Consider the following 13,105-nt stretch of genomic DNA (forward strand, 5'->3'; position numbering starts at 1 on the left):
TGGAGGTGCATTTTACGCGCTAGGTGCGGTTGGATTAAAGCGTCAGTTCCGCGACTGCGATCAGTTCCGGAAGCTGCTCCAACTGCTTGATCACATCTTTCGGCGTTTCTTTATCCGTAGTAAGCACCATGATCGCCGAACCGCCGAACGTTTTGCGTCCAACTTGCATCGTAGCGATGTTCACATCGTTATTTCCGAGCAATGTACCTACTTTGCCGATAATGCCAGGCTTGTCATTGTGCGAAATGAGCAGCAGATGGCCGGCCGGGGCGAAGTCAACCGGGAATTGGTCGATTTGCACGATCCGTTCGCCGTAGCCCGCAAGCAGCGTGCCTGCCGCGGTGCGCTGTCCGCTCTTCGTCTTCAGCGTGAGCGTAATCAGGTTCGTAAAGGTTTGCGAAGCTGCCGAAGTTTGAACCACGATATTGACGCCGCGTGTTTTGGCAAGATGCATCGCGTTGACGATGTTGACGCCTTCGAGCTGATGCGACAGTACGCCTTTAACGATATGCCGCGTCAGTGTCGACGTATCCGTATCGATCAAATCGCCGGAGAAGCTGACCGTAATTTCGCCGATCGCGCCTTCGACCGTTTGTCCGACGAATTCGCCGAGCTTGACGCCCAAATTGAAGTACGGCTGGATTTTATTAAGTACGTTGGCCGGAACCGGCGGCATGTTAACCGCATTTTTGAACGGTTCGTCGCGCAAAATGTGCAATACTTCTTCCGAAACGTCAATCGCCACGTTTTCTTGGGCTTCCACCGTCGAAGCTCCCAAGTGAGGCGTGACGACGATTTTCGGATTGTTCAGGAACGGATGATCCGCAGTCGGCGGCTCTTGTTCGTATACGTCGAATGCGGCGCCTGCCACGATGCCGGTATCGATCGCTTCCACGAGCGCCATCTCGTCGATAATACCGCCGCGGGCGCAGTTGATGATGCGCGCGCCTTTTTTCATCAGCTCGAATTGCGGGCGGCTGATCATATGACGGGTTTCGCTTGTAAGCGGCGTATGAACCGTAATAAAGTCCGCTTGCGCGCAAATTTCGTTAACGGTGCCGAGCTTAACGCCGAGCTTTTCGGCGCGTTCTTCGGTCAGGAACGGATCGTAGCCGAGCACGATCATGCCGAACGCTTTGGCCCGCCTGGCTACTTCGCTCCCGATCCGGCCCATGCCGAGTACGCCGAGCACTTTGTTGCGAAGTTCTACGCCGACGAACGTTTTGCGGTCCCATTCGCCGCTGACGGTTTTTTTGTATGCTTGCGGAATCATACGGGCTACTGACATCATCATGGCGAACGTCAGCTCGCAAGTCGCGATCGTGTTGCCGTCCGGAGCGTTGATGACGACGATGCCGTGCTTGGTAGCAGCCTCCAGATCGATATTATCTACGCCAACGCCCGCGCGTCCGACCACTTTCAGCTTATCGCCTGCACTCATAATCCGGTCAGTTACTTTGGTTGCGCTGCGCACAAGCAGTGCGTCGTATTGCGGGATAATGGCAACCAGTTCGTCTTCCGTAAGGCCGTTCTTTTTCTCTACTTCCACATCCGGAGCGTCGTACAGCAATTGAATCCCCATGTCGCTGATGCCGTCCATAACCAGTACTTTGTACATTTCGATTTCCCTCCGTTATTTTGTCTTTGCCCCTGCGCATTCGTTTGCTCGTCGTGCCGGCCGTGTATCCGCGAAACAACAAAAAGCCCTTCATCCCGATACGTCTAGCGCATACAAGGGACGAGGAGCTTTATTCTCGTGGTACCACCCTAATTCGCTGCTTACTCGCGCAAACAGCCTCATTCGGTCTGGAACGTCCAGACCCGGAAGGGTAACGGCTTCCCGCCGGCTGCAGCTACATGATCATGATGGTTCACCGCAGCAACTCTGGAGTGCTCCGAATAGTGAAGTACGACCGGTTCGCACCAACCACCGGCTCTCTGTACGCTTCGCGCTATCCTTGTCTCCGTCTTCGTTTTATCCAAATGTTGAAATTTTTAATTAGCGTACCATGATCGTTTCGCCCTTGTCAATAGGCGTCGAATTTTTCCGTAAACTTTCGTTGAACCTTTGCTCCATGCTAAGATAAGAAGGAAGGGAAGGGGCGCAAACCTATGACGATTGACAATATCGAACCGGCGGATTTTATGGAAAAGCTGGAGCGCGGCGAGCTGCGCGAATCGCTTTTTATCGACGTGAGAGAGCCGAGCGAGTGGGAATATTACCACATGGAAGAAGCGGAATTGATCCCGATGAATACGATCCCGGACAAGCTGGACGAACTGCCCAAGGATCGGCCGCTTTATGTCGTATGCGCTCATGGCGTCCGCAGCATGCATGTATGCTACTATTTGAAACAGCATGGCTTTGAGCAAGTGGTCAATATAGAAGGCGGGATGGCTGCGCTGGCACAGTTGACGGGTTTTCAATACGACTAATAGTCAAAAAGCCGCCGACCGAGCTTTCGGTTCCTGCGGCTTTTGAACGATTCAGCATGTTTCTGGGACTCCGGTAGGAGGGTTTTATGTATTAGTTCGTGAAAAAAGGCAGCTCAGGCAACGTTTCGTTGGCATACAAACGGTTTTTATAACGAAGGAAGTCGCCGCTGCGCACCGCGTCGGTTCCAATGAGCAAATCGATGACCTGTTTCACATCGTTCAAGTTTAGCTTCTTGGCCTGCCCGGTGACGATCATCTCGTCGATCCGGCTCGTCAAGTCTTGCGGTGTAAAAGCGGCGTACGTTTTCCCGGATGAAAGCTGCTGCGCGACATAGTCGTTTTTCATATTGAAGGCGAGCTCGCTCCAGTCTTTCAACGCCAGAGATTTGGAGGAATCGATTGCCTTGAGCTGGGGATTCACGCTTTCGTTCCATTTGACGATCGCGTCGTAATATTGTTTTTCCGCCGTCAATGCGAAACTTTTTGCCTCAGTGAGGTAGGCGTCGCCGTTCAGTTGTCCCGCCAGATCCGGGCCGGTGACGGCGTTGGCTTTGGTCGTGTAGCCGCGAAGCGCTTCGCTGAACAGTTTCAGGCTTTTCATGTAGTTTTTATGCGCATCCTGCAGCAGCGGCGAGGAGTCGGGCATCGATTTGGTTCCTAGTGCACTATAATTGTCGTTGGCGAGCTTACTGAGATCTTTCATGATCAGCGACGCATCGGACGAACGATTGGATTGCAGCTCGTCCATTTTATCGAACCACTTTTTATGAAATTCCCTGTAGGGCGCATAAATGGTATGATAGAATGACACCAAATATTGTTGATGGTACGCGGTAAAGCCTTTGGCGGCATCGTTCTGTTTGACGATGAGATCCTCATACTTGACTGCCGCGCGGTCTTGACCCATCCGTAAGCCGAAAAAGAAGGCCCCTAGCGCCACAACCAGCATAAAAATAAAGGTGGCGGCAAATAAATAGTCCGTTCGATTCAGCCTTTTCTCCATGGTACTGCCCCCTAATCCTATTTCTATGCTGTTAGTATAGGTGAAATTGTCTAAAAAGGGAATCTCAATTATGAAGAAATTTGACATGAAGCGACTAAAGTTCCATAAAGTAAACATCGACGAAATCGACGACAAGTTTCTGCTTGTCAATGTGTATATAACCCAGCTGCTTATCCTGATTCTCGCCGCGCTGCTGCTGCTTTTTCAAAAGCCGCATTTGGGCGCTGTGTTTACGCTCAAGCCTAAGGAAACGATCCTGATCTGGGGCTTTGGTTTTGCGCTGATCGTCCTGGTCGTCGATTTGCTCATATCCAGATGGGTACCGCCGGAAGTGACCGATGATGGCGGAATCAACGAATTATTGTTCAAAAACCGGCCGCTATGGCACATTGCGCTGTTGTCGTTTGTTGTCGCATTTTGCGAGGAGCTGTTGTTTCGGGGCGCCGTCCAAACGTGGTGCGGTCCATACTGGACCAGCATCATCTTCGCGGCGATTCATGTCCGTTATTTGCAGCATTGGCTGATGACGGGACTCGTTTTCTGCATCAGCTACGGGCTCGGGTATATATTTATTCATACGGGAACGCTGTGGACGCCGATTGCAGCCCACTTTATGATCGACTTTGCCATGGGCTGCATTCTTCGTTACAGGAGAGAGGAATAGAATGAACACCAAACGACCGACATCGATGCCGCCGGAGCAGGCAAGTCCGGAAGCGGACAAGCCCGACGACTATTTGCCTCCCAGGAGGACGGTACATCAACCGGAAAAAGAAAAATGGCTCAAATATTTTTACCGAACGCTGCTCTGGTTGTTTATTTTTCTTGTCGTAGGGCTTCTTGTCTGGGGCTGGAAGCTGCTCAGAGGTTAATGTCGATCGCTTCCGGGTCGACGAACCCGTAACCTTTTTCTTCAAGCTTCGTCAACAGCTCGTCCAGCGCCAGCACCGTCCACGGAAGCTCGTGCATCAATATATTGCTGCCGGGCCGGAGCTGTTCGAGCACATTGCCGACCACCTGCTTCGGATTATTGTTCTTACTCGACATTTCCCAGTCTTTGGACCCGTTAGACCATGTCATATACAGCAAATGTTCTTCTTTCGCTTTCGCCCTGACTTCATCGCTGCCTGAGCCGAATGGCGGCCGGAAGAAGCTCGGGGCTTTTCCCGTTATATCCTGAATCGCTTTTTGCACGTCCCCGATTTGAGCGTCGACCTTCTCTTTGCTTTCTTTTTTCAAGTCGATATGATCCCAGGAGTGGTTTCCGATCGTTTGACCGCGCTCCGACAACAACTTGATGAGCTCGGGCTTTTGCTTGACGCGATAGCCGTTTACGAAAAAGATCGCTTTGGCCTTATGTTTATCGAGCGTATCAAGCAGTCCCGTATTCATTTCCAGATCTTTCGGTCCGTCATCGAATGTCAGCAGCACGATTTTTTTCTCGGTTGCTTCCGGATTGATGGGGACGATATCGTATGATTTTGGATTCAGCTTATATGTTTTGGATACCCCCTTCGGTTGTTCGGGAGCGGCAGCAGGAACGGGGATCGGCGGTTGCGCGGGTTCCTTTGCGATGTCCTGGCCTTCGGCGCGGGGCAACGGCAATGCGTCAGGAGCCTTTTGCTCCGGCGCCTGGCTGTTGCTTGACGGTCCGGACGGTGCGGGGCCTGTTGCGGCAGGTTTGGCGGAGCAAGAACAGAAGAGCAGCGCCGCGGCGGCGATCAGGGTCCATTTGATTGACATGCGGATCGACTCCTTCGTATTTGAACATATCACGATGCCTTGGTGAGGTTTCCTTATTTTATCATGCATGCGTCTCTTCGAGATAGCGGAAAATACGGAGGAATACATTTTACTAATGGAGGGATGGCCATGAGATTCGGTTCTTTTTTATTTGGCGGCATCGTTGGAGCTGCGGCCGTTGTTTATTTATCGAATCGGAACAAATCGATGCTATGGTCCGTTCTGACCAAGAACGGCTCACTTGGCAGCATGATGAATCAAACGAATAGTGACAAATCGGAATCCGCTAAGACCAAGCTTAACGATACTCCGGCGTTCTCCAAGTCGGCAGCCTCGTCCGGCCAAGCAAGCCAATCGAGTTCCCCGGCAAAATCGGCGAAAGGCAGCGACTATGAAGAAGTTTTTTCTTCCGGGCATGGGAACAAAGTATCCGATATTGTCAATCAGGATCCGAATCTGAAGTCGCAAGTAGAAGAAATTTTGACAAGCAACAAGCAAAAGGAACAACTGCAAGTACAGTAAAAAAGAGCCGGAATATGTTCAAGATGCGGAAATCGTCTCGTTGTGGGACGGTGACCGCGTCTTTTTGCGTTGTGGTGGTAAAATTCAGCTTATAACCGTTCTTTTCTTTTACGTTTGTGATATAATAGTGGTAGTATTAATACAAGCTCTTGTTAGCACACCACGTTACACCTTTTGTAACCACACTTCATAAGCTGTTATTATAGTCGGCAAGGAGGAATCCAGTATGAAAATGGAGCGTTTAAGTCAGGACAAGATACGGATTTTCCTCACATTCGATGACTTAACGGAGCGCGGCATTCATAAGGATGACATGTGGAGAGAAATCCCGAAAGTTCACGAGTTGTTCAGTGAAATGATGGACCAGGCTTATACGGAGCTCGGTTTTGACGCATCGGGGCCGCTCGCTGTTGAAGTTCTTAATATGCCGGCGCAAGGCATGGCTGTCATCGTCACTCGCGGTAAGATGAATTTTAGCCACACGGACGATACCCTCGATGACGAAGTGGAAGAAGTATACGAACTTGAAGTCACGATGGACGAAACCGATCAGGTTACTTACGCATTCCATGATTTCGAGGATTTGCTGCGCATGGCCAAAGTGTTGAATCCGCTTTTAACCGACGGGGGTTCGCTTTATTCGTACAAGGACAAGTGGATTTTGCTTCTTGATGCGGAAGAGATGGATGAAAAGCAGCTCCAATCCATTGTGGCGGTCCTTTCCGAGTTCGGGGAGGCGGCATCGGTCACGGAAGCTGTACTTCAAGAATATGGGAAAACCGTTATCGAATCCGACGCGGTAAAAATACTTTGCGCCAAGTTTTCATAAAACGGGCGATTTATACGAACCTGAAATAGGCAAGCATTCTCAAAAACGTTCAAGTTTTTGCGGAGTGCTTTTTTATTGCGAAGTGGAGAACGGTAAGGAAACGGAACTCGGACATTGCATTGGTGCCCGGCCAAAAAGGAATGTAACCGGAAACGGATGAATCGCGGCGTCGCGAAAGTGTTACAATACTATGTAATGCCATTGCTGACTTAAATAAATGAGGCGGACCTGACCTTTCGAGGTGAAGCGAATACGTGGTACCGCTGTTACGGACTGTTCACACATTCACAATCACGCCCTGCGTGCCACAATTACGATCAGACAAAGGATGGTATGAGCTATGGCCGAAAATTTGAACGTACTTGAATCCACACAATATATTATAGAGCAAGCGCTCACCAAGCTAGGTTACTCCTCTGCGATGGTCGATTTGTTACGGGAACCGATGAGAGTGATGACCGTGCGTATTCCGGTCCGAATGGACGATGATTCGGTTAAAATTTTCAAAGGATACCGGGCACAGCATAACGATGCGGTCGGCCCGACCAAAGGCGGCGTTCGCTTTCATCCGGATGTAAACGAGGATGAAGTCAAAGCGCTGTCGATCTGGATGAGCCTCAAATGCGGCATCGTCGACCTGCCGTACGGAGGCGGCAAAGGCGGGATCATCTGCGATCCTCGTCAAATGTCTTTTCGCGAGCTGGAGCGGCTCAGCCGGGGCTACGTTCGGGCGATCAGCCAAATTGTCGGTCCGACCAAAGACATCCCCGCTCCCGACGTGATGACCAACTCGCAAATTATGGCATGGATGATGGATGAATACAGCCGAATTCGGGAATTTGACGCGCCGGGCTTTATCACGGGCAAACCGATCGTGCTCGGGGGCTCTCACGGCCGCGAAACGGCAACCGCGAAAGGCGTCACCATCATGATCGAGCAAGCGCTGAAGAAGCGCAGTATCCCGCTGCAAGGGGCGCGCGTCATCATTCAGGGCTTCGGTAACGCCGGCAGCTACCTGGCGAAATTCATGCACGAGATGGGCGCGAAGGTCGTCGGCATTTCCGATGTGTATGCAGCGCTACACAATCCGGATGGGCTGGATATCGAATATTTGCTCGATCGCCGCGACTCCTTCGGAACGGTTACCAAGCTGTTCACTGACACGCTTACCAATAAAGAGCTGCTCGAGCTGGAATGCGATATATTGGTGCCCGCCGCGATCGAAAACCAGATCACCGCCGAGAACGCGCATCGGATTAAGGCCTCGATCGTGGTAGAAGCGGCCAACGGTCCGACGACGCTCGAAGCAACCAAAATTTTGTCCGACCGCGGCGTGCTTATCGTGCCGGACGTGCTGGCGAGCGCCGGCGGAGTCGTCGTTTCTTACTTCGAGTGGGTGCAGAACAACCAAGGTTATTACTGGACGGAATCGGAAGTGCATGCCAGACTCCAAGAAATGTTGGAAAAAGCATTTGAAAATGTCTATAATGTTCATATGACGAGAAATGTCGACATGCGACTCGCCGCATATATGGTCGGTGTCCGCAAAATGGCGGAGGCCGCACGATTCCGCGGTTGGGTCTAATCAACTTGTGTAGATTGGAGGGACACTATGAGCGTCTTGTCAGTCTTGATGGCGGCGATTGCGCCAGGTGTCGCTCTGCTGTCTTATTTTTACTTGAAAGACCGGTATGACCCGGAGCCGATTTCCCAAGTGCTGAAGCTGTTTCTGTTCGGCGTGCTGCTCGTATTCCCGATCATGGTTTTGCAGCGTGCGCTAGTACAAGGGCTCGGAGATAATCCTTTCGTCTTTTCCTTCATAACGTCCGCGGCGACGGAAGAATTTTTTAAGTGGTTTTTAGTGTATTTCGTGATTTATAAGCATACGTCGTTCGACGAGCCGTATGACGGAATCGTGTACTCCGTTGCCGCTTCGCTCGGGTTCGCGACGCTGGAGAACGTGTTTTACGCCTTTTTCAACTCCTCCGGCTTTTCAACGCTTATGATGCGGGCCTTTTTGCCGGTATCGGGGCATGCGATGTTCGGCGTCATTATGGGTTATCATCTCGGCAAAGCCAAATTCAATCCGGAAGCGAGCCGGAAGCATTTAAGCTACGCTCTGCTCCTGCCGATCTTTTGGCACGGCGTATTCGACTATACGATGATTGTAACGAAAACGTATTGGATCTGGTTTATGGTTCCGCTGATGGCTTTTTTATGGATCCGCAGCTTGTGGAAAGTCAGCCATGCGAACGCCCGATCGCCTCTTCGCGTCATTCAACGCGAGGAACGGGTTAAAATATAGCAAATTTGTCTATAATGGTTACCAGTAACGTTCTATAAGTGCGGAGGGAATGTATGACTGGTGCCAATACCCGCGTTAAAGTAACGATTCGGTGCAGAGCTTGCGGCGAGCGGTTTATTTTGAAAGGGAGAAAAGAAAAAGGCCGGATCGATACCGGCTTTAAACAATGCATCTGCAACAACGAGAATGATTTTGAAATTGAAACGAATGAGTTTTGAGCGGAGAAACCGGCGATGACGTCGGTTTTTTTTCATGTATAAGCGCAGTCCTTCAGGTGAAAACTAAGCCCAAGTTTTGCTGATGAAGGGAGATTTCTCGCATATGTATAAAAGATTGAGCATCGTCATGTTCCCCATTCTACTCGTTGCCCTCATCGGTACCGGCATATGGGGGTACTTAGAGCATCAGGAGAAAAACTCTGTGTTGATCAAGGCGGAGAACCAGTATCAACGGGCGTTTCACGATTTGTCTTTCCACGTGGATAAGCTTCATACCGAGCTTGGCAATACGCTGGCCGTTAACTCCACATCGCAGGATGCGTATAAAAAAGGATTAATCAACGTGTGGCGTATCACGAGCCAAGCGCAAAATGAAATCAGCCAGCTGCCGCTGACGCTGCTTCCATTCAACAAAACGGATGACTTTTTGGCAAATATTTCCAACTTAACTTACCGCGCAGCCGTCCGCGATTTAAGCAAGCAGCCTTTGGATGAGAAAGAGATGAAAACGCTGAATACACTCTATGAGCATTCCGGCGAGATTGCTTCGGAGCTCCGGGGCGTGCAAAGCAAAGTGCTGCAGAACAACTTGCGCTGGATGGACGTGGAGCTTGCGCTGGCGAAGCAAAGCGAGACGCATGACAACGCGATTATTGACGGGTTCAGCACCGTGGATAAAAAGGTGGGCGAATATCCGGAGATCGAATGGAGCCCGACCGTCATGAGCGTGTACCAAAACCGCAATATGAGCATGCTCTCCGGCCAGGAAGAAGGCACCGACCAAATCAAGCAGAAGGCTGCCAAATTTCTCGGCCTGCAGGACAGCTCGGGGCTACAAGTTGTAGAGAACGGCGCAGGCACGGAAAATCAGTCTTACAGCGTGAGCATGCCTAAGACGGGCACTTCGGACGGCAATGTCTACATGGATTATTCCAAAAAAGGCGGGCAGCTGTTGTGGTTCTCTGCTTCGAGGGATGTTCCTTCCAAACAATTGGATCTGCGTACGGCGCGCGATGTCGCCGCCCAATTTTTGGACGAACGCGACTATAAAGATATGACGGCCGTCAGCTATGACGAATACAATAACGTGGCCAATATGACGTTTGCCACCGATAAGAACGGCATCATCAACTACCTGGAGAAAGTGGCTGTGAAGGTGGCGCTCGATAACGGCGAGGTCATTGGGATGGACGCGGCGGATTACGTGTATGACAAAAAAGAACGGCAAATGAACGCTCCGAAGCTGTCGGACGAACAAGCCCGTAAAACGCTGAGCCCGAATTTCAAAGTCGAAAGCGCGGAAAAAGCGCTGATCCGAAACGATATTGACGAAGAAGTGCAGTGCTATCAATATATCGGCCGGGTCAACGGCGGCATTTACCGCATCTATATTAATGCGGACAGCGGCGCCCAAGAAAAAATCGACCGAATCGGCAGTGAAGAAGCGCAGCTCAGAAAATCATAAGATGATAGGCCCAATCGCTAAGCCCGATGAAATTCATCGGGCTTTTTGGCGCGAGCTGCATCGGCTGACGGATGGCCTGTATATTTTACTTTCCATATAGTTCACTCATGTTATAATATTTGCGACGGATGTATGCTTTAGGGAAAGGGGGTGCAGTCATGCTTCCGAAAATCAATCAAATTTTATATATAAAAATCAACTCGATGGATGGGGGGGAATCAGTAGACGAATACAAGACAAGAATCGCCGATATGACGGACGATACGATATTCGTCGAAATTCCGGTAGAGGTGAACACCGGCATCTCACGATCGCTGTCATATGGAAACGTGCTGTCTGCTTATTTTTTCGATGACATGGAAATTAAAAACTATTTCATAAGCACGGTCATCGGCGTTTCCAACAACATAATGCATTTGTTTCATATTACGAAACCGGCTCCCGAAGCGGTTACGAAGGTTCAGCGGCGCAACTTTCTCCGCGTACAGGCAGAGCTTGAGGTCGCCGTTAAGCATTCCGAACAGCTCCAGTTCGTTGCCTTGACGGACGATATAGGCGGAGGCGGCCTATCGCTTCTATGCGATGATTACATACCGCTGGCGGAGCAGAACATTGTCAGCTGCTGGCTGCTCGTCCCGAACAAGAACGGGCAGAACGATCACGTGCCTTTCAAGAGCGAGGTCGTCAGGGTGGCGCCGCTGGCTCCCGGTACGCAGCGGGTGATGATGCGATTTACCGATATTTCCGACCGCGATCGGCAAAAGATTATTCAGTTTTGCTTCGAACGGCAATTTGAATTCAGAAAAAATTGATGCATAAGATCGGTGAGATCGGGGCACACTACGACCCAAATCGAATGGGCGGAGTGACGATATATGGATCGAAACCGGCATCGGCAAGCGGACGACGGTTACGAAGAGTTATTTATAGCGTTTGGACGCAAGGTTGAAAAATGGCTGTTCGCCGCAATTGCGATATTGCTGTTTGCTTTAGTGATATCGCAGCTGATGCTGCAAAATCCTCGGCTTCGTTATTTGATCGTAAAGGTGGAGCAGCTTGAAGGAAACCGCTATGATTCGTCATTGGCGAAGACGCAGGTGAAGTGACGGGACGGTCGTTCGTTTTGCATTCCATGTCGAACCTATGGTATAATTTTCATCGTTCAAGGCTTCGGCCTGTTTTTTTTTCAGGAAGCTTGTCCGCGCTCATTTTGTTAGGAGGCCGCAGTTTTGGAAAAGTTTAATATTGCAATCGACGGCCCGGCCGGGGCGGGGAAAAGCACGATTGCCCGTCTCGTCGCCAAGGAGCTTGACTTCATTTATGTCGATACGGGTGCCATGTATCGGGCCGTAACGTGGAAAGTGCTGCAGGAAGGACTCCAACCGGATCAGACGGAAGAAATGGTTGCACTCGCCAGCCGCATGGAAATTCGGTTGATGCCTGGAGAGAACGGCCAACTTGTGTATGTGGACGGAGAAGACGTTACCGGATTGATTCGGACACCCGATGTTACGGGTAATGTATCTCGGGTTTCTTCCATCGCCGAAATCCGAGCGATTTTGACGGCAAAGCAGCAGGAGCTCGCCAAAAGCAAAGGCGTTGTCATGGATGGCCGGGACATCGGAAGCCATGTGCTCCCCGACGCCGAAGTAAAAATTTTTTTGACGGCGAGCGTTCGCATTCGTGCGGAACGCCGGTACAAAGAAATGAAAGAGGCGCAACCGGACGTCGACATTACGCTGGAGAAGCTGGAGCGCGATATCGCGGAAAGAGATCGGATGGATCAGCAGCGGGAGGCATCGCCGCTTGTGCGGGCTGCTGACGCCGTGTTGATGGATACGACCGACATGCCGATTCCGGAAGTGGTGGAATCCATTCTTGAATTGTGCAAGACGCAAGTACACGGAGGGAAGTAAGAATGCTCTATCTTACGCTTCGCTTCCTATTTCGAATCATGTTCGGCTTGTTGTTTCGGCTGAAGGCGGTCGGCAAGGAGAACGTCCCTGCCGAAGGTGCGGTCGTGCTGTGCTGCAATCATATCAGCAACTTCGATCCGCCTGTACTTGGGACCCCGTTGAAACGGAAAGTTCATTATATGGCCAAAGCCGAATTGTTCGAGCTTCCTGTGCTAAGCTACGTACTACCCCGCATTTGCGCGTTCCCTGTCAAAAGGGGGGGCGTCAGCAAAGAGTCGATCCGATTGTCCATCCAACTCTTGAAGGATGGGGAAATGCTCGGGATCTTTCCGGAGGGGTCGCGAAGCAATGCCGGGGGGATGGGCAAGAAGGGAGCCGCCAGTCTGGCATTGAAATCGGGCGCAACCGTTGTACCAGCAGCCATTGTTGGGAATTATAAATTATTCCGTCAAATGAAAGTCGTTTACGGGCCGCCGGTCGACATCAGCGAGTTTGCCGAGAGCGGGTCCGAAGGCTTGGAGCACGCAACCGATAAAATTATGACAGCTATACGCAGCCTCGTGAAACAGCACGAATCGAAATCATAAATCGTGGCATACTGAATAAATCAGATGAAGTAAATTATTTCCCAAATACATTAAATGTTGCCAGGTTGTTAAGGAGGGTAT

16 protein-coding genes and 1 other annotated feature are annotated in these 13,105 nt (G+C 50.8%); of the genes, 13 read left to right on the forward strand and 3 right to left on the reverse strand.

Annotated elements, in window-relative coordinates; genetic code table 11:
• Positions 1–34: 34 nt before the first annotated feature.
• Positions 35–1,618, reverse strand: a complete 1,584-nt coding sequence (gene serA / locus ACFQI7_RS11675; RefSeq protein ID WP_218099096.1) for a phosphoglycerate dehydrogenase — start codon at positions 1,616–1,618, stop codon at positions 35–37.
• 113 nt (positions 1,619–1,731) lie between these two features.
• Positions 1,732–1,980: a binding site (T-box leader), on the reverse strand.
• 132 nt (positions 1,981–2,112) lie between these two features.
• Here serA and ACFQI7_RS11680 point away from each other — a divergent pair.
• Positions 2,113–2,436 (forward strand): rhodanese-like domain-containing protein, encoded by a 324-nt coding sequence (locus tag ACFQI7_RS11680; RefSeq protein ID WP_218099095.1) that lies wholly within the window; start codon positions 2,113–2,115, stop codon positions 2,434–2,436.
• Positions 2,437–2,527: 91 nt separating this feature from the next.
• Here the strand turns inward: ACFQI7_RS11680 and ACFQI7_RS11685 are convergent, their stop codons facing one another.
• Positions 2,528–3,439 carry a hypothetical protein gene (locus ACFQI7_RS11685; protein ID WP_218099094.1) on the reverse strand — a complete coding sequence of 304 codons (912 nt, stop codon included), beginning with the start codon at positions 3,437–3,439 and terminating at the stop codon, positions 2,528–2,530.
• 70 nt (positions 3,440–3,509) lie between these two features.
• Here ACFQI7_RS11685 and ACFQI7_RS11690 point away from each other — a divergent pair, with 70 nt between their 5' ends.
• Both ACFQI7_RS11690 and ACFQI7_RS11695 read left to right on the forward strand, forming a co-directional pair.
• Positions 3,510–4,103 (forward strand): CPBP family intramembrane glutamic endopeptidase, encoded by a 594-nt coding sequence (locus tag ACFQI7_RS11690; protein WP_218099093.1) that lies wholly within the window; start codon positions 3,510–3,512, stop codon positions 4,101–4,103.
• A 1-nt stretch (position 4,104) separates the two neighbouring features.
• Complete coding sequence (locus ACFQI7_RS11695; RefSeq protein WP_218099092.1) at positions 4,105–4,311, forward strand: hypothetical protein; 207 nt, start codon at positions 4,105–4,107, stop codon at positions 4,309–4,311.
• Here the strand turns inward: ACFQI7_RS11695 and ACFQI7_RS11700 are convergent.
• Positions 4,301–5,182: a polysaccharide deacetylase family protein gene (locus ACFQI7_RS11700; RefSeq protein ID WP_218099091.1), complete on the reverse strand. Its 882-nt coding sequence runs from the start codon at positions 5,180–5,182 to the stop codon at positions 4,301–4,303. The genes ACFQI7_RS11695 and ACFQI7_RS11700 overlap by 11 nt on opposite strands.
• 129 nt (positions 5,183–5,311) lie before the next feature.
• On the opposite strand from ACFQI7_RS11700, the gene ACFQI7_RS11705 reads away from it, so the two are divergent.
• The 10 genes from ACFQI7_RS11705 (at position 5,312) to ACFQI7_RS11750 (ending at position 13,024) form a co-directional block, all read left to right on the forward strand.
• Positions 5,312–5,704, forward strand: coding sequence for a hypothetical protein (locus ACFQI7_RS11705; protein WP_218099090.1), 393 nt, complete (start codon positions 5,312–5,314; stop codon positions 5,702–5,704).
• 226 nt (positions 5,705–5,930) lie between these two features.
• Positions 5,931–6,533 (forward strand): genetic competence negative regulator, encoded by a 603-nt coding sequence (locus ACFQI7_RS11710; protein ID WP_218099089.1) that lies wholly within the window; start codon positions 5,931–5,933, stop codon positions 6,531–6,533.
• Between the two features lie 340 nt (positions 6,534–6,873).
• On the forward strand, positions 6,874–8,118 hold the full coding sequence (locus ACFQI7_RS11715) for a Glu/Leu/Phe/Val family dehydrogenase (protein WP_218099088.1): 1,245 nt from the start codon (positions 6,874–6,876) through the stop codon (positions 8,116–8,118).
• A 27-nt stretch (positions 8,119–8,145) separates the two neighbouring features.
• On the forward strand, positions 8,146–8,838 hold the full coding sequence (gene prsW / locus ACFQI7_RS11720; RefSeq protein ID WP_218099087.1) for a glutamic-type intramembrane protease PrsW: 693 nt from the start codon (positions 8,146–8,148) through the stop codon (positions 8,836–8,838).
• Between the two features lie 53 nt (positions 8,839–8,891).
• Positions 8,892–9,056: a hypothetical protein gene (locus tag ACFQI7_RS11725; protein WP_218099086.1), complete on the forward strand. Its 165-nt coding sequence runs from the start codon at positions 8,892–8,894 to the stop codon at positions 9,054–9,056.
• Positions 9,057–9,159: 103 nt separating this feature from the next.
• Positions 9,160–10,521, forward strand: a complete 1,362-nt coding sequence (ypeB, locus tag ACFQI7_RS11730; protein WP_218099085.1) for a germination protein YpeB — start codon at positions 9,160–9,162, stop codon at positions 10,519–10,521.
• A 158-nt stretch (positions 10,522–10,679) separates the two neighbouring features.
• Positions 10,680–11,333, forward strand: a complete 654-nt coding sequence (locus ACFQI7_RS11735; protein ID WP_218099084.1) for a flagellar brake protein — start codon at positions 10,680–10,682, stop codon at positions 11,331–11,333.
• A gap of 63 nt (positions 11,334–11,396) precedes the next feature.
• Positions 11,397–11,627 carry a hypothetical protein gene (locus ACFQI7_RS11740; protein ID WP_218099083.1) on the forward strand — a complete coding sequence of 77 codons (231 nt, stop codon included), beginning with the start codon at positions 11,397–11,399 and terminating at the stop codon, positions 11,625–11,627.
• A 123-nt stretch (positions 11,628–11,750) separates the two neighbouring features.
• Positions 11,751–12,437: a (d)CMP kinase gene (gene cmk, locus ACFQI7_RS11745; protein ID WP_218099082.1), complete on the forward strand. Its 687-nt coding sequence runs from the start codon at positions 11,751–11,753 to the stop codon at positions 12,435–12,437.
• 2 nt (positions 12,438–12,439) lie between these two features.
• On the forward strand, positions 12,440–13,024 hold the full coding sequence (locus tag ACFQI7_RS11750) for a lysophospholipid acyltransferase family protein (protein ID WP_218099081.1): 585 nt from the start codon (positions 12,440–12,442) through the stop codon (positions 13,022–13,024).
• Positions 13,025–13,105: the final 81 nt, after the last annotated feature.

The sequence above is a fragment of the Paenibacillus allorhizosphaerae genome (assembly GCF_042659105.1).
GTDB classification, from domain to species: Bacteria; Bacillota; Bacilli; order Paenibacillales; family NBRC-103111; genus Paenibacillus_G; species Paenibacillus_G allorhizosphaerae.